Annotated in this window: 26 protein-coding genes; 7 read left to right on the top strand and 19 right to left on the bottom strand. The window is 52.0% G+C overall.

The features are described 5' to 3' along the window. Positions 1–3: 3 nt before the first annotated feature. Complete coding sequence (locus ACP5SG_RS00435; RefSeq protein ID WP_428120945.1) at positions 4–165, bottom strand: hypothetical protein; 162 nt, start codon at positions 163–165, stop codon at positions 4–6. Between the two features lie 7 nt (positions 166–172). Further along, on the bottom strand, positions 173–1195 hold the full coding sequence (locus ACP5SG_RS00430) for a hypothetical protein (protein ID WP_237889128.1): 1023 nt from the start codon (positions 1193–1195) through the stop codon (positions 173–175). Positions 1196–1371: 176 nt separating this feature from the next. Between ACP5SG_RS00430 and ACP5SG_RS00425 the strand changes: the two genes are divergently transcribed. Then, positions 1372–1869 (top strand): HAD family hydrolase, encoded by a 498-nt coding sequence (locus ACP5SG_RS00425; protein ID WP_424661229.1) that lies wholly within the window; start codon positions 1372–1374, stop codon positions 1867–1869. Between the two features lie 16 nt (positions 1870–1885). Continuing rightward, positions 1886–2935, top strand: coding sequence for a selenide, water dikinase SelD (selD, locus tag ACP5SG_RS00420; RefSeq protein WP_424661228.1), 1050 nt, complete (start codon positions 1886–1888; stop codon positions 2933–2935). A 67-nt stretch (positions 2936–3002) separates the two neighbouring features. Here the strand turns inward: selD and ACP5SG_RS00415 are convergent, their stop codons facing one another. The 9 genes from ACP5SG_RS00415 to alr form a co-directional block, all read right to left on the bottom strand. Then, a complete protein-coding gene (locus tag ACP5SG_RS00415; protein ID WP_424661227.1) occupies positions 3003–3509 on the bottom strand; it encodes a TlpA disulfide reductase family protein in 507 nt (168 codons plus the stop codon). Next, positions 3490–4272 (bottom strand): creatininase family protein, encoded by a 783-nt coding sequence (locus tag ACP5SG_RS00410; RefSeq protein ID WP_330873319.1) that lies wholly within the window; start codon positions 4270–4272, stop codon positions 3490–3492. Before ACP5SG_RS00410 ends, ACP5SG_RS00415 begins: the two co-directional genes overlap by 20 nt. Then, on the bottom strand, positions 4269–5756 hold the full coding sequence (gene cysS, locus ACP5SG_RS00405; RefSeq protein ID WP_424661226.1) for a cysteine--tRNA ligase: 1488 nt from the start codon (positions 5754–5756) through the stop codon (positions 4269–4271). Before cysS ends, ACP5SG_RS00410 begins: the two co-directional genes overlap by 4 nt. 69 nt (positions 5757–5825) lie before the next feature. Next, on the bottom strand, positions 5826–7133 hold the full coding sequence (hemA, locus tag ACP5SG_RS00400) for a glutamyl-tRNA reductase (protein WP_237889133.1): 1308 nt from the start codon (positions 7131–7133) through the stop codon (positions 5826–5828). Further along, positions 7114–7944 (bottom strand): c-type cytochrome biogenesis protein CcsB, encoded by an 831-nt coding sequence (gene ccsB / locus ACP5SG_RS00395; RefSeq protein WP_424661225.1) that lies wholly within the window; start codon positions 7942–7944, stop codon positions 7114–7116. The genes hemA and ccsB overlap by 20 nt, the downstream gene beginning before the upstream one ends. A 7-nt stretch (positions 7945–7951) precedes the next feature. Next, on the bottom strand, positions 7952–8650 hold the full coding sequence (locus ACP5SG_RS00390; protein WP_237889135.1) for a precorrin-2 dehydrogenase/sirohydrochlorin ferrochelatase family protein: 699 nt from the start codon (positions 8648–8650) through the stop codon (positions 7952–7954). 59 nt (positions 8651–8709) lie between these two features. Further along, positions 8710–9429, bottom strand: coding sequence for a twin-arginine translocase subunit TatC (gene tatC / locus ACP5SG_RS00385; RefSeq protein WP_237889136.1), 720 nt, complete (start codon positions 9427–9429; stop codon positions 8710–8712). Then, positions 9419–9838, bottom strand: a complete 420-nt coding sequence (tatB, locus tag ACP5SG_RS00380; protein ID WP_237889137.1) for a Sec-independent protein translocase protein TatB — start codon at positions 9836–9838, stop codon at positions 9419–9421. The genes tatC and tatB overlap by 11 nt, the downstream gene beginning before the upstream one ends. Before the next feature lie 2 nt (positions 9839–9840). Next, positions 9841–10968: an alanine racemase gene (gene alr, locus ACP5SG_RS00375; protein WP_237889138.1), complete on the bottom strand. Its 1128-nt coding sequence runs from the start codon at positions 10966–10968 to the stop codon at positions 9841–9843. A gap of 120 nt (positions 10969–11088) precedes the next feature. Between alr and ACP5SG_RS00370 the strand changes: the two genes are divergently transcribed. Both ACP5SG_RS00370 and ACP5SG_RS00365 read left to right on the top strand, forming a co-directional pair. Next, complete coding sequence (locus tag ACP5SG_RS00370; RefSeq protein ID WP_428120931.1) at positions 11089–12528, top strand: ATP-binding protein; 1440 nt, start codon at positions 11089–11091, stop codon at positions 12526–12528. Next, positions 12528–13352 carry a TatD family hydrolase gene (locus ACP5SG_RS00365; protein WP_237889140.1) on the top strand — a complete coding sequence of 275 codons (825 nt, stop codon included), beginning with the start codon at positions 12528–12530 and terminating at the stop codon, positions 13350–13352. Before ACP5SG_RS00370 ends, ACP5SG_RS00365 begins: the two co-directional genes overlap by 1 nt. A 36-nt stretch (positions 13353–13388) precedes the next feature. Here the strand turns inward: ACP5SG_RS00365 and ACP5SG_RS00360 are convergent, their stop codons facing one another. Genes ACP5SG_RS00360 through xerA form a run of 8 tightly spaced genes read right to left on the bottom strand, consistent with a single transcriptional unit; the run spans position 13389 to position 22178 of the window. Then, positions 13389–14951: an ASKHA domain-containing protein gene (locus tag ACP5SG_RS00360; RefSeq protein ID WP_237889141.1), complete on the bottom strand. Its 1563-nt coding sequence runs from the start codon at positions 14949–14951 to the stop codon at positions 13389–13391. Between the two features lie 3 nt (positions 14952–14954). Beyond that, on the bottom strand, positions 14955–16187 hold the full coding sequence (locus ACP5SG_RS00355; RefSeq protein WP_237889142.1) for an argininosuccinate synthase: 1233 nt from the start codon (positions 16185–16187) through the stop codon (positions 14955–14957). A 54-nt stretch (positions 16188–16241) separates the two neighbouring features. Further along, positions 16242–17207 (bottom strand): ornithine carbamoyltransferase, encoded by a 966-nt coding sequence (gene argF, locus ACP5SG_RS00350; RefSeq protein ID WP_237889143.1) that lies wholly within the window; start codon positions 17205–17207, stop codon positions 16242–16244. 31 nt (positions 17208–17238) lie between these two features. Then, a complete protein-coding gene (locus tag ACP5SG_RS00345) occupies positions 17239–18411 on the bottom strand; it encodes an aspartate aminotransferase family protein (RefSeq protein WP_237889144.1) in 1173 nt (390 codons plus the stop codon). Continuing rightward, positions 18408–19313, bottom strand: coding sequence for an acetylglutamate kinase (gene argB, locus ACP5SG_RS00340; protein ID WP_237889145.1), 906 nt, complete (start codon positions 19311–19313; stop codon positions 18408–18410). The genes ACP5SG_RS00345 and argB overlap by 4 nt, the downstream gene beginning before the upstream one ends. 17 nt (positions 19314–19330) lie before the next feature. After that, positions 19331–20656, bottom strand: coding sequence for an ATP-dependent protease ATPase subunit HslU (gene hslU / locus ACP5SG_RS00335; RefSeq protein ID WP_237889827.1), 1326 nt, complete (start codon positions 20654–20656; stop codon positions 19331–19333). A gap of 30 nt (positions 20657–20686) precedes the next feature. Continuing rightward, entirely contained in the window at positions 20687–21247 is a 561-nt protein-coding gene (hslV, locus tag ACP5SG_RS00330) for an ATP-dependent protease subunit HslV (protein ID WP_237889828.1), read from the bottom strand. Next, positions 21240–22178, bottom strand: a complete 939-nt coding sequence (gene xerA / locus ACP5SG_RS00325; protein ID WP_428120922.1) for a site-specific tyrosine recombinase/integron integrase — start codon at positions 22176–22178, stop codon at positions 21240–21242. Before xerA ends, hslV begins: the two co-directional genes overlap by 8 nt. Positions 22179–22404: 226 nt before the next feature. Between xerA and ACP5SG_RS00320 the strand changes: the two genes are divergently transcribed. The 3 genes from ACP5SG_RS00320 to ACP5SG_RS00310 form a co-directional block, all read left to right on the top strand. Beyond that, a complete protein-coding gene (locus ACP5SG_RS00320) occupies positions 22405–22665 on the top strand; it encodes a hypothetical protein (RefSeq protein ID WP_424661222.1) in 261 nt (86 codons plus the stop codon). Then, on the top strand, positions 22622–22897 hold the full coding sequence (locus ACP5SG_RS00315; protein WP_424661221.1) for a DUF2784 domain-containing protein: 276 nt from the start codon (positions 22622–22624) through the stop codon (positions 22895–22897). Before ACP5SG_RS00320 ends, ACP5SG_RS00315 begins: the two co-directional genes overlap by 44 nt. Positions 22898–22967: 70 nt before the next feature. Beyond that, the coding region (locus tag ACP5SG_RS00310) for a 2-oxoacid:acceptor oxidoreductase family protein (protein ID WP_428120918.1) at positions 22968–23787 on the top strand (820 nt) is incomplete at its 3' end.

Raw genomic sequence — 23787 nt, 5'->3', positions numbered from 1 at the left:
CAATTAAGCGTTAACTTTTGTCGGTTGCGGTGTAAGGTCGTCCAGCATGCCACATGCCCCCGGCACAGGTGGCTGGGCTGGCGTTCCTGCAAGGCGGACGGTCCTCGCCCCGGTCTTGTAGGGGCCATGCGGGCAAGGGATGCTGTCTGGCAGGCGGTTGTGCATGTAGCGTTCAATAGAGATAAAAAGACCATCCAGTCTGGCCGTTATGTCCCGGGGTCGGCGGACATCCGCCGGACGCTTTTAGGAGCAATTCGTCGAAGGAGACCCTGGGATACAGGCTCAGACCAATGATAGGCCCGCATTCCATGCCGTTAATAAGGCCGTCCCAGAGTCCGGAAAGCCTTAAGGCATCCTGTTTGAGCCGGTCGGCAACCCCTTCGGCCCCATCTCGCAGTCCTTCCGTCGTCTCTTTTGTCAGTAAAGAAACGGCCGCGGCCAGGTCTTCGAGTCCTTTTTTAATCTCGGGCCGTGCACTGACATCGATTGATGGATCAATTGGAAGCTTCAGGGCCAAGAGGTCTATGGCTGGTGTTCCGGTCAATGACTCATATGCCTTGTCCATGAGGTCCTTTACGTCTATGCCGATGCCTACAGGCGATACCCCTTCGAGGTTGGCCCTTGTCCAGAGCTCAGACCATGCTGCAAGGCGCTTTGAGGGTATTGAAACCGTCACCGTGGTTGCAAGGGGTCTTTGGGCCATCTTGTCAGGTCCGGTCCCTCGGCCGATGGCTGGTTCGCCGAGGAGTATGTCCTTGAGCACCATCTCCTTTGTCTTGAGCCTTACAAGTGACTCTTCCGCCTCATCTTCATTGCGGTCGTGGTTGTGGGCAAGCCTTAAAAGGATTTGGGCCTTAAGGAGCGGGTCCTTCCTGCTTTTTTTTAAGGAGGTTATGATCTCAGGTATGGATTCGCTGTCAAGGAGACCTCCAAGGTTTATGGCCTCAAGGTCTACATCTCTTGCCCAGCTTGTAATCGACCTTATGAACCCATTAAACCATTGGAGCCTGTCACCTAGCGGGCATGGCGAGATATAAGACAATTTCATGCTGCTCGGGTCCGACGAAGCGGAAAATGGCATACAGTCCTCGGCCGGGATGATTGCCGTGAGCCTGCTGAACATGCGTGAGAGATGTCCCTTTAGATTGAAGCCGAGATATGTCACCGGATATACGACACCATGCATTTGATTCATAGATGACCACCTTTTGAGGGTTCGATTTTATATAATGAAATAATAAAGTAGAGTTGAACAAAAGAACAGTCTTTTGAATACATCGGCTGACATCGGTATAGAAACCCTTTACTTTTTAATATTTTTCGGGTTATCCTTATAAGGAAACTAAGTTGGATTAGGGGGGCGCCAGAGCAATGGTTCATACAAAATCAATCGAAGTGGACCTTCCGTGTGGGGTGTTTTATAATCTGCAAAATATCCTGCTGGACATGAACGGTACCATAACCGTCGACGGTAAATGGATAGATGGCGTTGAAGGGAGATTGAAAGACATCTCCAAGCTCCTTAATGTCTATATCCTGTCCGCCGACACCAATCAGACCATGGAGGAGCTCACAAAAGACTTGGTCAATGATGGTATTGTAAAGGCGTACCGTCTTGAACCCGGCCGAGGGGATATCCAGAAACTCGAATTTTTAAGGGACCTCGGGCGGGAAAATACAGTGGCCATAGGAAACGGCTGTAACGACGTCCTAATGTTGAGGGATGCGGCGCTGGGGATCTGCGTAATAGGCCAGGAAGGGGCATCCGTAAGCGCAATCATGTCGAGCAAGATGGTGGTGTTGAATATCTGCGACGCCTTCGACTTGTTTTTAAAACCGAGCCGTCTTATAGCGACCCTTAGAAAATAGACCTCATCATGATACAATGACGCAACAGGAAAGTGCCTTGCTAACAAGCAGGGTTGCGGCCTCTGGGTGAGCATCCAAGATAGGTCCGGGTGACCTTCAAGACATCCTGGGGGTGCTGCCCTTGTCTATCCATCCCGATCTCCTCCTTGGCCGTGAGATGGCCTCCGATGCCGGCGTATTCAGGATCAGTGATGAGATTGCAATAGTCCAATCTGTGGATTTTTTTACGCCGATAGTCGACGATCCTTACGAATTCGGTCAGATCGCCGCCGCGAATTCGTTCAGCGATCTGTATGCCATGGGGGCTCGGCCCCTTACGGCCATGAATATAGTCTGCTTTCCGAGCAAGGAGGTTCCGAAGGAAGTCCTTAAAAAGATACTCCTCGGTGGTATCGACAAGATACATGAGGCAGGTGCGGTACTCCTGGGTGGGCACAGCGTGGAGGATCCTGAACCGAAATACGGGCTTGCCGTGACCGGGATCGTCCAGCCTGGGCATTTTATAACCAAGGCAGGGGCTAGGGCTGGAGACAGGCTGATTCTTACAAAGCCCCTTGGGACCGGCATCCTGGCGACTGTGCTTAAGGCCGGGCTGCTGCCGAACGATCTGTACAAAAAGTTGGTCGATATAATGAAGACCCTGAATCGTGAGGCCAGTGAGGCCATGATGGAGATAGGGGTCTCTGCGGCCACGGACATAACAGGCTTCGGTCTCGTCGGCCATGCCCTTGAGATGGCCGAGGCGAGCGGCGCCAGGCTTGTGATAGACGTCCACAAGGTACCCCATATACCGGAGGCAATCACATATCTCATGCAGGGCTTTGTCCCCGAAGGTGATTATGCCAACAGGAATTTCTGCGAGAAAAAGATAAAAATAGATGCAGGGGTGGAAGAAGGGCTTATTGAGCTCCTTTTTGACGCGCAGACATCAGGCGGTCTTTTGATAGCCGTGCCGGAGGAGAAGACGGAGGAGCTGATCGTCCGTCTCTCCGGCAAAAGGCTTGAGTGGTGCAGGGATATAGGCCGTGTTGAAGAAGGTCCGCCTGCTGTAGTCATCAGACCATAGATGGTTTTTGGTTGGCGACTTCTTGCGACGCTATCAATTTTTATTTTTCACGGCGTTATCAAGAATATCATTTCTGGTTGAGGGCCTTTAAGATGACCGGCTCGATTTCATCTTGTGTAACCATGCCGGTGTAGCTCTTCACGATCTTTTGCTCCCTATCGATTATAAACGTGGCAGGCAGGGCGTAGATGTCGCCGTAGTCCTTTAAGACCTTCGTATTTGCGATCAAAATAGGATAATTGACCTTCATGGCCTTGACAAAGGATGGCAGGACCTCTTGCCAGTCTTCATCAACAGAGATCCCTATGACATTGAATCCTTTTGACGCGTATTTGTTTTGAAGCGCTATAAAATCGGGCATCTCGGCCCTGCACGGCGGGCAGTATGTAGCCCAAAAGTTTAAGAGCACCACTTTTCCCTTGAAATCCGACAGGCTCACCTTTTTGTTTTCGAGGTTTAACAGGGTGAAATCAGGGGCCTTTACAGGGTTTGCCATACCCCGGCAGGCTGAAATATGCACAATTGCGACCAAGAAAAAAAATACTGTAAGTAACTTAATAGAGATCTTTTTCATCTTTTTCCTCTTCATTAAAAGATTCTAGTTTATCTACAAGCTCCACAAGGAGCTCGGTTTCTTTTTTTAGTATGGTTTCCCCTTTTTCCCTAGAGGCCTTGGCTGGATTGCCCCAGATCCCCCCTGGCCAGAAGGCCCTCTTGTTTCTAACCAGGATTGAATGTGGGAATATTGGATATTCTTCAGGGCTTGTCCCTTTTATCTGCCATGGGCGCAGGAACTCCATTAGCGAGGTCTCGACCTCGCCTGCATGAGAGTCATTTTTTGTCTCGACCAGGCCGTCTGCAATCATGGCGACCAGGTCAAGCACAGTGAGCACTGCCACCTTAGCCTCTTTGAGGCGCCCGAGTATCTCCTCGCCTGCATCGAGCAGCGCGGCCATATGGGTTTTGCCAGCATGGCCTGATATAAGGACGAAATTCCTGAGCCCGTGTTGGTAAAGCGATGTCACGATCTCTATGGTTAAGATTTTAACCGTTGCACCCGAAATAGTGACGGTTCCAGGGTGTCTACCAGTGCTTTTACATAGGCCATACCAGATCGGCGGGGCTACAAAAATAGGCCGCACCTTACATGCCTCTTTTGCAAGTTCATAGACATGGGCAGTATCGGTGCCAAGGGGCAGATGGGCCCCGTGTTCCTCAACAGAGCCAAAGGGCACGATGACCGTCCTGGTCTTTGAGAGCCCTTGGACAAAGGCTGGCATGGTGATCTCCTCAAGAAGCATGGCGTCAAGTGTAATTCCGTATAAAAGACTTGTCAATCAAAGGATTTTATGGCCCAGCGGGTCCCTTCCGGCGTATCTTTGAGCATAATGCCCTTTGCCTCAAGCCCCTTTCTGATCCTGTCCGCAGCAGCCCAGTCTTTTTTAGCCCTGGCAGCAGTCCTTTCTTCTATTGCGCTCAATATCTCCTCTTCTGTAAGGCCGAATCTTTTAAGACCTTCCAGATTCCTGGCATTTATATAGGCATCTGGCTCTTCCTCTAGGACCCCAAGGATATGTGAGGCATTCAGGATCACCCCTATCCCGGCCTCCAATTCCTTTGTGCACAATATCGACGGTGTCCTTTCACACTCCTTTGCCAGGCGGTTTAGCGCCCTAACCGCCTCAAACAAATAGCCCATGGCCTGCGCTGTGTTGAAGTCATCGTCCATGGCCTGATCAAATCTTTCCGGCAGGGCCCTTAGGCTCTTTACGGCATCTTCTGCGACGTCGCTTAAAGGGCGCATTTTTTTTGTAGCCTTTGTAGCTCTTGATGCCTTGTTTTTTGCCTCGCAGATGGTGTTATAGCACCTATCCAACGCGGCCTCCATCTCGTTCAAGGCCTCTTCACTGTAATCAAGAGGACTCCTGTAGTGTTTGGACAGGAGAAAGAGGCGCAGGGCCTCAGGACTGTGTGTCTTTAAGATCTCGTGGATGGTAATAAAATTGCCGAGCGATTTTGACATTTTTTCGCCGTTTATGGTGACAAATCCATTGTGAATCCAATAGCGCACAAAGGTCTTGCCGGTTGCGGCCTCCGACTGGGCTATCTCATTTTCGTGGTGCGGAAATATGAGATCAAGCCCGCCGCCGTGGATATCAAGGGTGGGTCCAAGGTATTTCATGCCCATGGCAGAACACTCGATGTGCCAGCCTGGGCGTCCAGCCCCCCATGGAGACTGCCACGAAGGTTCCCCTGGTTTCGCTGCCTTCCAGAGGGCGAAGTCGAGTGGGTCTTTTTTGCGTTCACCTATAGCCACCCTTGCCCCTGAAACCAGTTCTTCTATATTCCTTCCGGAAAGCGCGCCGTAGGCCGGGAAATGGCGCACAGAAAAATAGACGTCTCCGTCAGCTTCATAGGCGTATTCCTTTGAGATGAGGGTCTCGATAAGCCTTACAATCTCTTTGATGTGTTCGGTGGCCCTTGGCTCAAAGCTGGCCGGCATTACCTTGAGCCTTGCCATGTCTTCATAAAAATGTCTGATCTCACGCTCTGAGAGTTCGGAGGATGAGATCCCTTCTTCATTCGCCCTCTTTATGATCTTGTCGTCTATGTCTGTGAAATTTCGTACAAAATGGACTTTATAGCCCTTATGTTGAAGATAGCGCACAAAGGCGTCGAAGACCACGGCAGATCTTGCATGTCCAATGTGGCAACGGTCATATGTGGTGACACCGCAGACATACATCTTTACATGCCCTGGTTCCATCGGCTCAAACGGCTCCTTTTTGCGGGTCAACGTATTATAGATTTTAAGGTCCATCGAGGATCTCCCTGTAATTTTTCAACTAAGGATCGCCTTGGGGCGTCTGGCCTGCCATATTTCCCGGGCTCAATGCCTTTCCTTGCATTCTTCGGTCCCATTCAGGCCGAAAAGACGGCCGGCCGCCTCAACAAGTTCGCTTTTCCCCTCTTTGCACCCCTCCTTTTTGAGACAAATTATAGGATTGAGGAGGATTTTCTGCACGATTGAGGAGGTCAGGACGTCAATCGCCTTTTGCTGTTCAGGTGTTAGTGCGCTTAATACGGAGTGGCTGCGGGCCATCTCGCGGCGGCGTACCTCCTCCGCCTTCTGTTGGATAGCTTGGATCACGGGTACGGCGTCAGTTGACTCAAGCCAAGACATGAACTTGATGACCTCGGCCTCCACCATACGTTCAGCCTTTTTGGCCTCTTTCCCCCGCTCCGCTTTGTTGAATTCAACGATCCCTTTGAGGTCGTCTATGCCGTAAAGATAGACATTTTCAAGTTCATTGACCCCCGGCTCTATATCCCTTGGAACTGCAATATCTATGAGGAACAAGAGGCGGTGCCGCCTGGGACGCATTGCCCTGCGCACTATATCTTTGGTTAAGATAAACCCCGGTGCGCCTGTGGAGCTTATTACTATATCAGTCTCAAGCAGGGCGTCTTCTATCTCCTCAAGGGCAATGGCCAGGCCTTTCAGCCGCTCCGCAAGCTCAACTGCCCTTGAGAGGGTGCGGTTGGCTACGATGAGCCTGGATATCCCATTTGTCATAAGGTGTCTGGCCGCAAGTTCAGCCATCTCGCCTGCGCCTACCAAGAGGGCCTTTTTGCCTTTCAAATCGCCGAATATCTTCTTTGCAAGCTCAACAGCTGCATAACTTATGGAGACCGCACTGTTCGCTATGCCGGTCTCTGTACGGATGAGTTTTGCTACAGAGAATGCCTTGTGGAGTAAACGGTTGAGGATGGCGCCCGATGTCTTTGCATCCACTGCCATGCGATAGGCGTCTTTCATCTGCCCGAGTATCTGTGGTTCGCCGACGACCATTGAATCAAGGCTTGAAGCCACCTTGAACACATGGCGAATCGCCTCTTCCCCCTTGTATATATAGAGCACGGAGTCAAGGAGGGTCTTGTCTATTCCGGTGTTTTTAAGCCAGAGCGCCTTAATTGCGGCCTCTGCATCCTTGGGGGTCTGTGTTGCGGAGATGACCTCCACCCTGTTGCATGTAGACAGAAATACCAGTTCATCAAGCTGAGGGAGCCCTGATAGGAGTTTCAAGGCCGGTGTTTCGCAATTACGAAGCGCCAGACGTTCGCGCACCTCGACACCCGCAGTTTTATGGTTTACACCCATAAGCAATATCTGAGGTCTATTTGAAGCTTGCGGCATAGCTGTGTTCGCTTGGGATAAGGAGATTCACGCCAAGAAAGGTGAAAACAAGGATCGCAAATGCAAGGATCGTCATGATTGCGGCCTTTCTCCCGCGCCAGCCTACTGTAAGTCTTTGATGCAGGAGTGCGGCGTAGAAAAGCCATGTTATCAAAGACCATGTCTCCTTAGGATCCCAGCTCCAATAAGATCCCCAGGCATTTTCAGCCCAAATGGAGCCCGTAATGATGCCAATAGTTAGGAGCAGGAAGCCGACGGCAAGGCAACGGCCTATCATGATGTCAAGGTTTTCGAGGGACGGGAGCCTCCGGAATATCGCACCGAGGCGCCTGTCTTTTATCTGCCTTTCCTGTATGAGATACATGATGGCAAGACAGAATGCCAAGGCGAAGATTGCATAGGCTGCAAGACATATGGCGGCATGAATGGGGAGCCATGCGCTCTGGAGCGCAGGGGGGAGGGACGGAATCTGCCTTTTCTGTATAGAAGATGCAATCATGATCACAAGGGCGAGTGGCGTTACAAACGCCCCGAGCGACTTCACTCTGTTAAGGGACTGCAAGATCAAATACCCGCCGACCATACACCAAGCTACAAAAGAGAGGGACTCGTGCATACTCACAAGCGGGGTATGACCTGCCTCAAACATACGTAACAAGATCGCAAGCCCATGGGCCACAAAGGCCCCGTACAAAAAGAGATTCGCCACCTTCCTGGCGTCTTTGCGGAGGGTTATGATGTTTGCCAGGAAACCTGCTGTAGCCAAAAAATATAAAAACAGCGAGATATTAAAGATAAAATCGTGCATCATTTTCAATCTAAAGGGATTTTGTTGATGGCCTATATCTCCTTACCACCTCTCCGGCCCCTTCTCCATAGTTAGTCACGGCCCAATCTTCTATTTTGTCCCACTCGCCGTTTTTCATCCAAGTTAAGATCTTATTCTCTGCCAGGGATTGACACAAGATTTTTCTCTCCACTGGGTCCTGGCGCGTGGAGAGCAGCCAATCCCTTATCTCGCCGAGCATGGCTGTGTATGTACCGAATATCTGACCTATAGACGCCTCCAGTTCTTCTTTGATGCGTTTTGCAAGGGCCGGGCTGTTCCCTGATGTCGAAACGGCCAGACAAAGGCCGCCGCGCCTTGTCACTGCAGGGACTATGAAACTACAGAGATCGGGTTGATCGACCGTATTACAGAAGATGCCCCTTGTCTCAGCCCCATCGTAGACGGCCTTTTGCGCAGCTGGATCGTCTGTTGCAGCGATGGCCAGCCATGCCCCGTCTAGGTCTTCGGCCAGAAATCCCCGCATTCGCCACTCGATCAAGCCATCTCGTGCCAGGTTTTCAAGTCTTTGCGTTGTCTCAGGGCATACTAGCCTTATGGCGGCATGCGCATCAAGGAGACCCAGCACCTTGCGTTCGGCCACCTTTCCGCCCCCCACTACCACTGCGAGCCGGCCTTTAAGGTTCAAAAAGGCCGGGTAATAGTCGCGGCCGCCAGTTTTTTTATCCATTTTAATAAAATATCAGCGCCGTGCATCAAGGGCAATAGCCGTACATCAGACAAGGCCGTTTATTGCGGCCCATTCTTTTTAGCGGCCGCCAGGATGCCTATCTCAAAGACTCCTATAAGCGGCGCAAGGAGCATGATTTGTGAAAATATGTCCGTAGGTGCGAGCGCCACCGCCAATATATAGAGCGTCAGATAGAATATTTTTCTATGTTTCTTGAAATACCCTCCAGGTACAAGGCCGAGACGGACTGTGAACGCCATCAGAAACGGCATCTCAAAGGTGATTCCGAAGCAGAGCATGGTCTTTAGGACAAAGACCAGATAGTCTTGCAATCTGGGCATGGCCTCAAGACCCTTACTTGCAAAACCCATGGTTATGGACAATACCACAGGCATTATGACCCAGTAGCCGAAGGCGGCTCCAGTTGTAAAAAGTGTCGCAGCCCATCCTGCAAAGACCGTTATGCGGCGTTTCTCGTTCTCGTAAAGCCCTGGGGCCAGAAATGCCCACGCCTGATATGCAAACATCGGGGTAGAGACGATAACTGCTGCCCAGAAGGAGACCTTGAGATAGGTCATGAAACCCTCGGTCAGCGAGGTGAAGACCATGGTGCTACCGGGTGGCAGGGCTTGCCTAATGGGATAGAACAGGGCGGAGACCAGGTAGTCGGATGCCCAATAGCATATAAAGAAGGCCGCTGCAAGCGTGAGGACGCAATAGATTAGTCTGCGCCTCAACTCGGCAAGGTGCGCTCCGAAAGGGATGCGGTCAATCGACATCTGACCTGCTGTCAACCGGCTTGTCGATGCGCCCGTCGGCTGGATCTCTCTGGTGCCCTTCAGCCGATCCTTCATAGTTGTTGTTTTGTATAGGCGCAGGCGTGGACTGGGGATGGTCTCCGGCGCCGCCATTCGGCCCAGAGGGATGAGCCGGTTTCCACTCCGGTCCAGGGCTGGTGGCCGTATTGTCCGATTTTGGTGCCAACACATCCTTCAACATCTCTTTCGGACTCTTTATTTCGTTTAATGCCTCAAGATCCATCTGTGCCTTGAAGTCTTCGGCGGCCTTTTTGAATTCTGCTATAAGGCGGGCGAGTTGCCTTGCAAGCTGCGGCAGCTTTTCGGGGCCTAGGACTATCAACGCAATGATAAATATTATTACGAGTTCCGGGATCCCTATGCCAAACATATTCAGTTCCTCTTGATAAAATGACGCCTGTTCCTCGTGCCGAGCAGGCATAAAAGTTCATAACTGATCGTACCGGCCCATTCAGCCAGTTCTTCAATGGTTATTGCCTCATTCTCTTGCCTCCCCAGCACCACCACCTCCTCGCCTGTCGAGATCCCGTCCATATCTGTCACATCGACCATCATGGATTTCATGCAGATACGTCCCACCACCGGCATGCGCCTACCACGGATAAGGACCTCCGCCTTCCCGGACAGGGCCCTTGGATATCCATCATCATAACCAACAGGTATTACGGCTATCTTGGACGCCCGCTTTGTGACAAAGGCATGACCGTAGCTTATGCCGGAGCCTGCGGGCAGGCGCCTGACCGATATTACCCTGCTTTTGAGATGCATAACAGGCCTTAATATGATGCGCCCCTTGCTTTTTTCGCCGGGATACGCCCCATATAGTGCGAGCCCTGGGCGCACCGCGTTAAATCTGGCCTCTTTAAAATGAATAAGTCCAGCCGAGTTGGCAAGATGTATAATCTCAGGGCGCCAGCCAGCCTGCCTTGCCCCTTTGATCATGTGACAAAAGGCCGCTATCTGATCTTTGTTCATAGGATCGTCCGGTTCATCTGCCGATGAGAAATGGGAATATATCCCTTTCATTTTTATGTGAGGCCAACGTGCGCAGTCCTTTATGGCGCAGAAGAATTCGTTGCGATCAAATCCCATCCTCCCCATGCCGGTATCGACCTTGATGTGAACGGTAGCCTTCTTGCCATGTCTTTTTGCCTCCTGTTCAAGGGAATCTAACATTTGAAAGGAAGTCGCTCCGCAGGTGAGCCCAAGTTCAAGACATCCCGCTTCATCGCCTGGTGCGATCCCAGAGAGCAGAAGTATGGGTGCGGTTATGCCGGCGCTACGGAGTGCGACGGCCTCATTGAGGTCAAAGACCGCAAAACCTGAGACCCCGTCTATCGCAAGCTGTCTGGCCACTTCGACCAGGCCGTGGCCGTAGGCGTCTGACTTTACTACCGCCAAGACCCATGTTTCATGGCCGGCGATCGTCTTCAAGGCGTTAAAATTGTGCGAAAGGGCGCCAAGGTCTATTTCTATGCGGTTAAAGTCTTGATAGGGCATATCATCGAAGCTTGCCTCATAGTAATGGATATTGCAAGCGCAACACTTGCTAAAAAGCTGCAAAAATGTAAATTGGTTGTTTGGAATCTAAATTATACTTAAACGGTCCTATTTGTAATCATGGAAGACATCGGGCGTCAGGGTGCCGCATGGCCTATGGATCATGTCCAGGACGAGGTTGTTGTCTTGTGTAGAAGCCGTATAAAGCTCCTGCTCGATCTTGCACTTAAACTCAATTCCACCTTCCTGAAGGCCAGGAATCTGGACGAGATATTCCAGGCTGTGCTCGTAGGGATCACTGCAGGGGATGGGCTTGGGTTCAATAGGGCCTTTCTCATCCTCTTGAATGAAGACAAGAAACGGCTGGAGGGCAGATTCGCCATCGGACCCGCTGACGCAACCGACGCCAATAGAATATGGTCCGAGTTGTCCCAGAGGCATCTTTCCCTTTTTGAGATACTGGAAGCGGTCAAGGAAGACTTTAGAAACGGTTCGCGCCCCATCAATCAGCTTGTAAAAGAGATACGCGTGCCCCTTTCCGATGCGCAGAACGTCCTAATGATGGCCATGACCGGGCAAAAGGCCGTCAGGATAGGTGAGGATTCAGAAGGGCATGGTGTCTCTGAGATCAGAAAGATTATCAACTCAAGGCAATTCGCTATAGTACCCATAGTTACAGATGAAAAGATGTACGGGGTGATAATTGCAGACAACTTTGTCACCGGGGCGGTGATAACCGACGAAGATATGGACGCCTTACACCTCTTCGCGACACTTGCTTCTATAGCCGTGTGTAAGACAAACATGTGCGAGAGGCTGGAAGGTTGGATCAATCAGCTCAAGAGGCTAAACGACGACGTCGAGCGCAACAAAGACCTCCTGGTCGAGGCGGAGCGGTTAAATGTAATCAGTCGCATGACGGATCAGCTCTATCATGGGATCAAAAATCCGCTTATGACCCTGGGTGGTATGGCGAGGATGCTCAAAAAGAGGCTGAATGATCCTGACCTTGTCGTATACGCGGAGACGATAGTCAGAAACGCCGAGCGGCTGGAGAGGATACTGAGGGACGTCTTTGATCTGTCCCGACCATCAGATGCAGCGGGCCTGAAACTTGAGAAGGTCAAGCTGGGGCAGCTGATCGAGTCGACTTTTTCGCTCTTTAACAGAGATGTTGAAAGGCTTGGCATCAAGGTCAAGCATTACAACGCCGCCCCGGAACTTGAATTGAAACTAGACAAGGAAGGCATGGGGCAGGCCTTTTTGAATATATTTAAAAACTCGATAGACGCCATGCCCGACGGCGGCCTTCTGGCTGTGTCCGTTGCAAGCCGAGACGGGATGGTTGAGATACGTGTCACTGATACGGGTCTCGGAGTGGCAAGGGGACACCTGAGGCAGGTCGGGGAGCCTTTTTTTACAACCAAACCGCAAGGCGCAGGGCTGGGCCTCAGCCTTGCAAAACGCACGATATCGGCCCATGGCGGTACGTTCTCCATAGAAGGTAACAGGTTCAGGGGCGCCACTGTTATTGTAAGGCTCCCTGTGATACAGGATTGATGGATCAAACAAACACCTCTGGTCTCTTGGATCTTATAGACACACATGTTCATCTGGACATACCGCCGCTTTCCAGTGATCCTCAGGGTGTGGTCTTGAGGGCCAGGGAGCATGGGGTTGTCCAGATGATAACCATAGGGGTTGATCTTGACAGTTCCAAGAGGGCTATATCGTTGGCTGGGCGGTTTAGGGGTGTCTTCGCCGCAGTCGGCATTCATCCACATGATGCGGATTCGATGTCCCGTGAGGCGGTCAAGGAACTGGAACGCCTTGCCTCTTTTCAAAAAGTGGTGGCCATTGGGGAGATAGGGCTTGATTTCGCCAAGGGATACTCGCCGCGGGCTAGACAAAGAGACGCCTTTGTAAGACAGATTGACCTTGCGTTGAGGCTTTCCATGCCGGTAATTATCCACGACAGAGACGCACATGACGAAGTCCTTGGCATTCTTGATGGATATAGGGGTCAGGGGCTGAGTGGTGTCATCCACTGTTTTTCCGGGGATGCGGCGGTGGCTGGACATGCTGTCGGGCTCGGGTTTTTTATTTCGGTGACGGGTGTTATCACCTTTCCAAAGACCGACGCCCTCAAGGAGGCGGTAAAATCTATTCCTTTTGAAAGACTTATGGTAGAAACGGACTGCCCATATCTGAGTCCTGCGCCTTTCAGGGGGAAACCGAATGAGCCTGCAAGGGTCGTCTATGTAGTCAAAGAGGTCGCAAGATTAAAGGAGGTCATACTTGAAGAGGCGGCCAGCCGCACAAGCGCCAATGCAAGGGCACTTTTCAATCTGCCGCATCCTCGACAGGAGCGGGATGTGCTGTAGGCTGTGCCTGCCGAATATTTGCAGAAGTGGTTTTGGTCAAATACGTTTCTGTAAAAGGGCCTTGACCGACGGAAATCGTTCCATGTCGGTGTGCGGTAGAAAGAGGGCTGCGGTGAGTTGGTTCATGAAGTCCTCGCGTACATTCATCTCGAGATAGGTGATCTTTTCTCTGATCTTTTCTACCTCCTGTCTGACGGTTCTGCGTCTCAGGACCTCAACCGCACCTTGTCCAGCTGAATTCCCGATGCCCTTATAACGTTCTATCGGGACATCCGGCAACATGCCGATGGCAACGGCATTTTTGGGATCTATGTAATTTCCGAAGGCCCCTGCCACATAGAAGGTGCTGATGTCTTCAAACCCTATGCCTATACTGCTGGCGACTACATTCAAGATGGTGTACATGGCGGCCTTTGAGCGGATCAGGTTCTTTATGTCGCTCTGACTGATGTAAATCGGCCTTCCATGGCCTGTCTCTTTCTCATCTGCAAGTATATAGGCCCATTCCCCGCTTATCTCTTTCATCCTTTCCTCGGCCTTTGTCAAAACCAGTTTACCCGTTCGATCGACAAGGCCGGCCAGGAAGAGGGCGGAGAGCAGGTCTATTATGCCTGAGCCACAGATCCCGATGGGCGGTTTGCCTGCTATGGTCTTATACGACGGTCTAAGGGTCTCCCTGTCGATAAAGACACGCTCTATGGCCCCAGGTCCTGCCATCATGCCGCATGAGAGGACGCCGCCTTCCAGGGCCGGGCCTGCTGCGCCTGAGCAGGCTATAAGCCAGTCCTTGTTTCCCAGCACCACCTCCGCATTGGTGCCGACATCTATGAGCATGGATATCTCATCATGTGTATGCATCCCGGCCGCAGCGATTCCGGCCAGCAGGTCCCCACCGAAATAGCTTCCGATATTTGGAAAGACATAGACCTTCGCACGGTCATGGACCTTTATGCCCAGCTCATCTGCTGAAAATATATCAAAGCCATTTGCCAAGGGCAGATAAGGCGCCTTGCAGATATGACCTGGCTCCAGCCCAAGGAGGAGGTGACACATGGTTGTGTTGCCGGCTATTGCAATGAAGTAGATATGTGCGGCGCAGCCCATTTCGCTGATCGTTGAGTTGAAAAGGCCGATGATTTCTTTTCTGAGGACGGCGAGTCCGTCACCCATGCCTGCAAATATGATGCGGTCAAGGATGTCTTCGCCGTGGCTGCGCTGGGGGTTGGCCATAGACAGTGTCTGGAGCACAATCCCTGAGATCATGTTTACGAGATAGAAGACTACTGTGGTGCTTCCAAGGTCTATAGCCAGGCCCAAAGGAGGACCGACGCCTTCGCCCTTGGGCAGGGTCCGACAGATCTCCCAGCCGCATGGTCCATCTACAGCCACCGCCTCGACATGATACCGGCGCTCCATGAGTAGTCGTCCCAGTCTTTGGAGGGTGAGGAGCGGGATGTGCGGCCTTGCCCCCAAGGTCTGTTCTGCAGCAGACCTGAGTCTGGCTTCATATGATCTGTTATCGCCAGGTGCCGGTTCAGGAAGGTAGAGATCTAGCAACCGCACAGGCGGGTCAAGACCTTTAACCGAGGTTTTTGCCATTTTCTATGTCGATCTGGTCTTTTCCACAAGGGCCCTGATTTTGAGCCTCAGACCTTGGAGTCTTATAAAGCCCTCAGCATCAGCCTGTTTGTAGACATCATCTGCCTCAAATGTGGCGAATTCAGGTAGGTAGAGGCCTTTTTCAGCCTTTCTGCCCGCTACTATACAATTTCCTTTGTAAATCTTAAGCCGCACCGTCCCGGTGACATTCGCTTGAGATTCATCCATTAATTTTTGCATGAGCTCGCGTTCCGGTGAAAACCAGAAACCGTAATATATCAGTTCAGAGTAGCGAGGCACGAGGCTGTCTCGAAGGTGCATGACCTCTCTGTCCATCGTGATCGATTCAATGGCCATATGGGCCGTTCTTAAGATGGCCCCGCCCGGGGTTTCATACACACCCCTTGATTTCATGCCGACGAAGCGGTTTTCGACCAGATCCACCCTGCCGACCCCATTTTGCGCCCCTATTTGATTCAATTTGGAAAATATGGCAAATGGCCCCAATCTCTCCCCATCTATTGCAACGGGTATACCTTTTTCAAAATCGATCTCGATGTATTGCGGTCTATCAGGCGCGTCTTCAGGGGCCTTCGTCCAGACGAACATGTCCTTCGGCGGCTCGGCCCAGGGGTCCTCTAGTATTCCGCCTTCATAGCTTATGTGCAAGAGATTCGCATCCATGCTGTAAGGTCTGGACCTTGTGGCCTGTACCGGGATGCCGTGTCTTTTTGCAAAGTCCATGAGTTTTTGCCTGGAATTGAGGTCCCAGATACGCCATGGGGCGATAATCTTGAGGGCTGGATTCAGCGCCATATAGGTGAGTTCAAAACGCACCTGGTCGTTTCCCTTGCCTGTAGCGCCATGGCTTACCGCGTCTGCCCCGAATTCTTCTGCCACCTTCACCTGCTCCTTGGCTATAAGAGGCCTTGCGATGGATGTGCCAAGCAAATAGCCGCCTTCATAAATGGCGTTCGCTCTGAACATCGGGAACAAGAAGTCCCGGACGAATTCCTCTCTGAGGTCCTTTATGACTACGTCGGAGGCGCCGGTATCGGTCGCCTTTTGGCGCACTAGACCCCAATCTTCTTTCTGGCCGATGTCCGCCGAATAGGCGACCACCGGGCATTCATAGGTTTCCTGGAGCCATTTCAGTATAACCGAGGTGTCAAGGCCGCCTGAGTATGCGAGCACGATCTTTTCCGTCTTTCGATTTTTTTTAGTATCTCTAGCCATTTCATATTCCTTTTCAATCGCCTCTTATCCATTTCAAGCCGGCGATCCCTGTTTTCAATGAGAGGGGATGGGATGCAGCCCTATCGCCCATTCAAGTATAGCCATATGTATATGCATTTTGTTTTCGGCCTGATCCCACACGACAGACTGTGGCCCTTCCAGTACATCTTCTGTTATCTCCTCCCCTCTGTGGGCGGGGAGGCAGTGAAGTACTATTGCATCTTTTTTTGCCAGACCTAGAAGCCCTGCATTGATCTGATAAGGGGCGAAGGCGCCTCTCCTCCTCTCCGCCTCTCCTTCTTGCCCCATACTGGCCCAGACGTCCGTGTTTATCACATCGGCGTCTTTTACCGCCTCTTCCGGGTCGTGTGTCAGCTTGATGGTTGATTTGGCGTCTTTCAACGCCTCATTAAGTATGCCTTGATCAGGCCAGTAATCGGTTGGACAGGCCAGGATGAGCTCAAAGCCAAGGCGGGATGCGGCTTCGATCCAGGAGTTGGCCATGTTGTTGCCGTCTCCGACCCAGGCGATCTTGAGTCCTTTGAGGCCTACACCCTTTTTCTCTATTATTGTCATTAAGTCGGACAGTATTTGGCATGGGTGATGCTGGTCGGTTAGGCCGTTTATTACTGGTATGCCAGACCACTCGGCCAGCTCGTTTACTATCTCCTGTCCGAAGGTCCGCACCACAAGGCAGTCGAGGTATCTGGAGAGGACCCTTGCGGTATCTTTAAGCGGTTCGCCTCGCCTCAGCTGGAGGTCGCGCGCCGGCATGAAGCTCACGTTACCACCCAGGTTGAACATGGCGACCTCAAAGGATATCCTGGTTCTTGTGGAAGGTTTTTCAAACAGGAGCCCCAAGGTCTTGCCTATGGCTGGCCTATGGTCAGATGCAAGCCCTGCCTTTTTGCGCCGTTTCAATTCCGTAGCACGGTTTATGATGCCCAAGAGTTCATCTGACCCTAAGTCAAATACCCTGAGATAGTGTCTGGCCTTTTTGAATTCGTTTGTTTTTTTCATGATATCAATCCTGATTGTTTATTCTGATCGTTTATAATGCGGCGATCCGTCCCTTGAGGCAATCCAAGAGGGCGTCCACCTCGGTTGTTTCAACTATAAGGGGGGGCACAAGCCTGAGGGTATCGCCGTGGCTGAGGATGGTCAGGAATCCATCTTCAAGGAGTTTAAGGCTTAAATCCGGGGCAGGTGCTGCGAATTCAACGGCCTGTATGAGGCCCCTTCCCCTTGTCTCCCTGATTTTATCCGGATAGGCCACCTTGAGCCTGTTCAGTCCATCCGCCATGTACGCTCCGGTCTTTCGTACCTTTTCAAGGAATCCAGTTTCGGTCATTACATCGAGCACGGCGGCGGCAGCCGCACACGAAACTGGATTTCCGCCAAAGGTCGATGCATGGCTGCCCGGCGGCAGATGAGTCATCACCTCTTTTTTGGCAAGCATAGCCCCGATCGGGAGCCCACCTCCAAGCGCCTTTGCGAGACACAGCACATCTGGCGTGACATCTGTCTGTTCATAGGCGAAGAGGGTTCCGGTGCGCCCGAGTCCGACTTGTACCTCATCGAATATCAAAAGTGCCTGGTGTTCGTCGCAGAGTCTCCTGGCCTCTTTCAAAAATTCATCACTGATCGGTCTTACACCAGCCTCGCCCTGAATGGGCTCGATAAGGATGGCGGCGGTCCTCGTGCCTGCCGCAAGCCTCAGCGCCTTGATATTGTCAGGCGGAACGTGCAGGAAACCGTTCGGTAATGGCTCGAAGCCCCTCTGATAAACGGGCTGGCCCGTGGCTGCAACGGCGGCAAGGGTGCGGCCGTGAAAGGCCCCTTCGAGACAGATGATCTCATAACAATCCGACCCTTTGATGTCATGACCCCTGTGGCGGGCAAGCTTTATCGCGGCCTCGATCGCCTCCGCTCCAGAATTGCAGAAAAACACCTGTTCAGCAAACGAGCGGCTGGTTAAGCGTTTGGCAAGTTCTATCTGAGGTCTGGTCCAGTAGAGGTTTGAGACATGCATCAACGCCTCAAGTTGGGCCTTTGCGGCCTCTACCACCCTTGGATGGCAGTGGCCAAGGCTTGATACCGCGATGCCTGCGGCAAAGTCCAGATATTCGCGCCCGGCATCGTCCCAGACCCTGCACCCAAGGCCCTTTACCAGTGTCACCGGGAAGCGGTTGTATGTGTTGGCGATAGCTGTCTCGCAGGTCATTTTGGTATTATCTCCGTTCCCACGCCATGGTCTGTAAAGAGTTCTAAAAGTGTTGTATGGGCGATCCGTCCGTCGACGATATGGGCCTTTTCCACACCCCTCTCAAGCGCCTTGAGGCATGCCTTGAGTTTTGGGATCATCCCGCCTGTTGCAGTACCGTTGAGGATGGCATTTTCGACATCGGCCGCTGTCATGGAGGTAACGAGCTCCTTTGTTTCAATCCCGTTTCCGCCTTTTTTGGTCTCCATAAAACCGGGTACGTCCGTAAGGAGGATAAGCCTTTTTGCACCAAGTTCACCTGCTATGGCCCCGGCTACGAGATCTGCATTTATGTTGTATGCCTCGCCGTCAGGTCCTACACCCACAGGGGCGACGACCGGGATAAAGCCGGCGTCCTCGAGGGTCTTCAAGACCGTTGCGTCCACCCTGGCGACCTTGCCGACCCGTCCGATGTCAATGATTTCAGGGGGTCTTTCATCGCCGGTGTATTTGTATATCTTCATTTGTTCGGCCTGGATAAGGTCACCGTCCCTGCCTGATAGTCCGACGGCCCTGCCGCCGTGACGGTTTATTAGGCCCACGATTTCCTTGTTGACTGTGCCCACGAGCACCATCTCCACTACGCTCATGGTCTCCGCATCCGTTACCCGCTGTCCTTCTACGAATGCTGGCCTAATCCCCATGCGTTCCATGGTGCGGCTTATCTGGGGACCGCCGCCATGCACTATTACTGGCCTTATACCAACATATTTCATGAGGATTACATCAAGAACGAATTTCTCTTTTAGGGTCTTGTCCGCCATCGCATGGCCGCCGTATTTTATGACCACACTCTTTCCTGCGAACCGTCTGATATATGGCAGGGCCTCTGTAAGGACCTCGGCCTTCAGTTGGGCATCCAATTGTCATCCACCCCCTTTTACAGGATGAATCTGCTCAGATCTTCATCTTTTACTATGTCTTTGAGCCTTTCCTGTACATATGAAGCAGTGATCCTGATCTCTTGTGGTGCGACATCAGGGGCCTCAAAAGAGATCTCCTCCACCAGCTTCTCCATCACTGTATGCAACCTTCTGGCACCGATGTTTTCCGTGCGTTCATTTACAACAAATGCTATGTGCGCTATCTCCTCTATAGCATCCGGCTCAAATACAAGCTTTACGCCCTCTGTGGCGAGCAAGGCCTCGTACTGCGTTACAAGGGCGTTTTCAGGCTCTGTGAGTATGCGCCTGAAGTCTTCCTGGGTAAGCGGGTTCAGTTCGACCCGAATCGGGAATCTGCCCTGGAGCTCGGGCAACAGGTCAGATGGTTTTGCTAGATGAAATGCCCCGCTTGCTATAAAAAGGATATGGTCAGTGCGGACTATGCCGTATTTGGTGTGGACGGACGTACCTTCTACTATCGGCAGGAGATCGCGTTGCACCCCTTCCCTCGAGACGTCAGGGCCGCTTCCCCCACCCTTTGATGCGACCTTGTCTATCTCGTCCAAAAATATTATGCCTGCACTTTCGACCCTAGCTATAGCCATCTCCGTTACCTTGTCCATGTCTATCAGTTTTGCCGCTGACTCCTGTGCCAGTATCTTCTTGGCCTCTGAAACCTTCACCTGTCGGCGTTTCCGTTTACCTGGAAAGATGTTGGAGAGCATATCCTGGAGGCCACCCTGGAGCTCTTCCATGCCAGTTGCGGCCAAGACCTCGATCATGGGTGGTTGGGGGTGTGCAGTTATTTCGAGCTCCACGAACCTGTCATCCAGTTTGCCTTCACGGAGCATTTGCCTGAAACGTTCCCTGGTGGCGTTTTGGGAGGCCTCATCTTCCACTTGGTGTCTTGTAGGGAGTAGTAGATCCAAAAGCCTTTCTTCTGCCAGGCCCTGGGCCTTTTCTTCCACCTTTTCACGTTCTTCAGACTTGACCATGTCAACCGCAAGATGCGTCAGGTCCCTGATCATGGACTCGACATCGCGTCCCACATAGCCCACTTCCGTAAACTTAGTGGCCTCCACCTTCAAGAAAGGGGAATTGGCAAGACGTGCAAGCCTTCTGGCTATCTCGGTCTTTCCGACGCCAGTTGGACCTATCATGATGATATTCTTAGGTGCGATCTCATCCCTCAATTCTGGTGCGACCTGTTGTCTCCTCCAGCGGTTCCTGAGCGCTATAGCCACAGAACGCTTGGCCTGGTCCTGCCCTACTATGTATTTGTCAAGTTCAGCCACTATCTCTTTGGGCGTCAATGGTCTTATATCTTTAAACGGCACAGCTATTCTCCATGTCTATAGATTTTCGACCGTTATTTGGTCGTTTGTGTAGATACAAATAGACGAGGCTATTTTAAGCGCCTGCTCAGCGATTTCCCTTGAAGCAAGGCCGCTGTGCAGGACAAGTGCCCGTGCGGCTGCAAGGGCGTAAGGTCCGCCGGAGCCTATGGCTATTATGCCATCGTCAGGTTCTATCACGTCGCCCGATCCGGAGATGAGAAACGAGTGTCCACTGTCCGCGGCGATAAGCATGGCCTCAAGGCGCCTGAGCAGTTTGTCTGTGCGCCAATCCTTTGCGAGCTCGACCGCCGAACGTACCAGATTTCCTTTATATTGTTCAAGTTTTTGTTCAAGCCTTGAAAAAAGCGTGAATGCATCGGCGGTCGCCCCTGCAAAACCTGTTATCACACTGTCATGATAGAGCCTCCTTATCTTTTTTGCACTGTGTTTTATGACGGTCGCACCGAGCGTAACCTGCCCATCTCCGGCCATTACGACCTCGCCTTTATGTCTGACACAGATCACAGTGGTGCCCCTGATAAGTCGATCCTTCAAATCCGGCTTCATGTCATGCATCTTCATTATTTCTCCCTTGGCTTTCAGGCTTATGGAGCATCTTAAGGACGGCCCTGGGGTGGGCTTTTTGATAGAGCTCAGTAAGTCTTGCTATGTCAAGATGTGTATAGCGTTCGGTTGTGGCAAGGCTTGCATGGCCCAGCATCTCCTGTATGGCGCGGAGGTCCGCTCCTTGTTCCAGGAGATGGGTGGCCATGGAGTGGCGGAAAGTGTGTGGTGTAGCCTTGGTGTCGATCCCTGACTCGAGACGCCTTTGTTCAACAAGCCTTTCGATGCTCCTTGGTGTAAGGCGGGTGCCTCTTTGGCTTATGAAAAGGGCCTCGTTGTCCAGCTTGAGCCTTTGAAGGACGGAAAGCCGTGCAGGGAGGTACGCCCTCAAGGCCTCGGCCGCCTTTTCTCCGAACGGCACGATGCGTTCTTTGTTCCCTTTGCCCCTGACGCGGACCATTTCCGGAGAAAGAGATATATGTCCCATATCAAGGCTACACAACTCGCCCACCCTCAAACCAGCACTGTAGAGGAGTTCAAGGATGGCCTGATCCCTTAAGGCCTTGAATCCGTCCCCCTTTCCTGTTTCAATCAATCTGAAGGCCTCTTCTATGGAAAGATACGCTGGAAGCGCTCCGTCCGGTTTTATAGAGCGAAGGGCGCTCATCGGATTCCTTGCAACAAGCCCTTCACGCACAAGGAATCTGAAGAGGCTCCTCAGGGCCGCAAGTTTCCTTGCAACGGTGGACCTGCCGGCCCCTTTTTTGATGAGTGCACCGAGCCATGCCCTTGCCTCTCGGCTTGTCGCCGTACGGATGTCTCTGTCCTGGCCGAGCATGCCGACAAATTCAGAAAGGTCTCTTGAATAGGCCTTTATGGTGTTTGCGGATGCATTCCGCTCCGCGCTCAAAAAGTCAAGAAATGCCTGGATACAAGGCTGCATAGGTCGATTCCAAGTTTGGACGGTTATACAAAGTGAAGTATCTTGTATAACACAACATGTCCGGAATTCAAGAAGAAACAGGGTGCCCTAATTGGCCGACGGCGGTTGCCAATAATCACCTTCTCCCTTGATGTAAGATGGCCGAAGGAGGACATTATGACAAAATACAACTTTTTTAGGCTGTTTCGGTATGTATGGGCGGCATAGGGTTGCGTCTGCGTCGGTGATGCCAGGTGGTCCTGCGGTTGACACCGATTCCCTTTCTGATATCTTGATGCCAGAGATCTGGGCAGGGTTAAGGTCTTTGAAGCAACGTCTTGCAGCAAAAAAGGGGGTGTTTCTGGGCTATCTTATTTGTGCGGACGTGCTGGTGTTTTTTCACCTGGCGTTTGTCGCCTTTGTGGTGGCTGGCGGTTTTTTTGGCCCTAAGGTGGCGCTGGATCATGTGCCTGCATATACCTGCTGCTGTATGGGGCGCACTGGTTGAGTTTAACGGGTGGCTATGTCCACTTACCCCTTTGGAACAAAAGCTCAGATTGGCCGGTGGACAGGTTGGATACACCGGCGATTTTGTCGGGCACTACATCCTGCCATTACTATATCCGGCAGGTCTTACGCGCAGGACCCAGACAGACCTCGGCTTGCTGGTTGTAGCGATAAACATCCTGATATATGGTTGGATGGCAGTCCGATCTGTATCTGGGAGACGGAGGTCATGAGAGACCCTTTTTGGTGTTTCAGGGTCGGTCTGAAGTGAGATACTTCCAAAGACTAAATAAGAGGGGCGTTATGTCGTTTGATGAATTCAATATCCTCATTGGGGGAGAGGCTGGGCAGGGGCTCGTAACTATCGGTGAGCTCTTAAGCAGGGCGATGGTAAGGAGCGGCTGCTATATCCTTGTAACCCAGGGCTATCAATCGAGGATCAGGGGTGGACATAATACGTTTTCCATCAGGGTGGGGGCTGATTTGCCGCTTGCTCCGCAAGATGAACTTGATGTACTCGTTGCCCTAGACCCCGAGACCTTGGATCTCCACAGGAAGGATTTAAAGAAAGACGGGCTGATCATCGCGAGCGGATCCGTCGGCGTTGATGCAGATGGTGCGGTCTTGGTCCCACGCGATATGGTGCTGTCGGGATTTGAAAATACAGCAGTCCTAGGGGTCTTAGCTTTCTTGATCGGCATTGAAAGTGCCCTGTTCGAGGGGCTTATCCGCGATACCCTGGGCAAGAAACATCCAGAGGCCCTGGATGAAAACCTTGCGGCATTCAAAAAGGCATATGAATGGGCCAAGACCAACACCTCTAGGCGGATGGATGTTTCAAAGACGTGCAAAACGGACCGCTCAGGCCGCAGCGTCATGCTGAACGGCAATCAGGCCATAGCCCTAGGGGCTATGAGCGCTGGGGCGAAGTTCTGCGCCTTCTATCCCATGACACCGTCCACATCCGTCCCTCTTACACTCATAGCCAATGCAGATGCTATGGACCTTGTTGTGGAGCAGGCCGAAGACGAGATAGCTGCAATCAACATGGCCATAGGGGCCTCCTTTTGTGGCGCGCCCAGCATGGTTGCGACCTCGGGAGGGGGTTTTGCCCTGATGACAG

Source organism: Dissulfurimicrobium sp., from assembly GCF_049968175.1.
GTDB classification, from domain to species: Bacteria; Desulfobacterota; Dissulfuribacteria; order Dissulfuribacterales; family Sh68; genus Dissulfurimicrobium; species Dissulfurimicrobium hydrothermale.
This window is presented reverse-complemented; position numbering and strand designations above follow the sequence as displayed.

Bases quoted from the DNA above. Each gene is read 5' to 3' on its own strand.
- ACP5SG_RS00435 (WP_428120945.1), bottom strand. From the start codon at position 165: ATGCACAACCGCCTGCCAGACAGCATCCCTTGCCCGCATGGCCCCTAC.
- ACP5SG_RS00430 (WP_237889128.1), bottom strand. From the start codon at position 1,195: ATGAATCAAATGCATGGTGTCGTATATCCGGTGACATATCTCGGCTTC.
- ACP5SG_RS00425 (WP_424661229.1), top strand. From the start codon at position 1,372: ATGGTTCATACAAAATCAATCGAAGTGGACCTTCCGTGTGGGGTGTTT.
- ACP5SG_RS00415 (WP_424661227.1), bottom strand. From the start codon at position 3,509: ATGAAAAAGATCTCTATTAAGTTACTTACAGTATTTTTTTTCTTGGTC.
- cysS (WP_424661226.1), bottom strand. From the start codon at position 5,756: ATGGACCTTAAAATCTATAATACGTTGACCCGCAAAAAGGAGCCGTTT.
- hemA (WP_237889133.1), bottom strand. From the start codon at position 7,133: ATGCCGCAAGCTTCAAATAGACCTCAGATATTGCTTATGGGTGTAAAC.
- ccsB (WP_424661225.1), bottom strand. From the start codon at position 7,944: ATGATGCACGATTTTATCTTTAATATCTCGCTGTTTTTATATTTTTTG.
- ACP5SG_RS00390 (WP_237889135.1), bottom strand. From the start codon at position 8,650: ATGGATAAAAAAACTGGCGGCCGCGACTATTACCCGGCCTTTTTGAAC.
- tatC (WP_237889136.1), bottom strand. From the start codon at position 9,429: ATGTCGATTGACCGCATCCCTTTCGGAGCGCACCTTGCCGAGTTGAGG.
- tatB (WP_237889137.1), bottom strand. From the start codon at position 9,838: ATGTTTGGCATAGGGATCCCGGAACTCGTAATAATATTTATCATTGCG.
- alr (WP_237889138.1), bottom strand. From the start codon at position 10,968: ATGCCCTATCAAGACTTTAACCGCATAGAAATAGACCTTGGCGCCCTT.
- ACP5SG_RS00370 (WP_428120931.1), top strand. From the start codon at position 11,089: ATGGAAGACATCGGGCGTCAGGGTGCCGCATGGCCTATGGATCATGTC.
- ACP5SG_RS00365 (WP_237889140.1), top strand. From the start codon at position 12,528: ATGGATCAAACAAACACCTCTGGTCTCTTGGATCTTATAGACACACAT.
- ACP5SG_RS00360 (WP_237889141.1), bottom strand. From the start codon at position 14,951: ATGGCAAAAACCTCGGTTAAAGGTCTTGACCCGCCTGTGCGGTTGCTA.
- ACP5SG_RS00355 (WP_237889142.1), bottom strand. From the start codon at position 16,187: ATGGCTAGAGATACTAAAAAAAATCGAAAGACGGAAAAGATCGTGCTC.
- argF (WP_237889143.1), bottom strand. From the start codon at position 17,207: ATGAAAAAAACAAACGAATTCAAAAAGGCCAGACACTATCTCAGGGTA.
- ACP5SG_RS00345 (WP_237889144.1), bottom strand. From the start codon at position 18,411: ATGACCTGCGAGACAGCTATCGCCAACACATACAACCGCTTCCCGGTG.
- hslV (WP_237889828.1), bottom strand. From the start codon at position 21,247: ATGCATGACATGAAGCCGGATTTGAAGGATCGACTTATCAGGGGCACC.
- xerA (WP_428120922.1), bottom strand. From the start codon at position 22,178: ATGCAGCCTTGTATCCAGGCATTTCTTGACTTTTTGAGCGCGGAGCGG.
- ACP5SG_RS00320 (WP_424661222.1), top strand. From the start codon at position 22,405: ATGCCAGGTGGTCCTGCGGTTGACACCGATTCCCTTTCTGATATCTTG.
- ACP5SG_RS00315 (WP_424661221.1), top strand. From the start codon at position 22,622: ATGTGCCTGCATATACCTGCTGCTGTATGGGGCGCACTGGTTGAGTTT.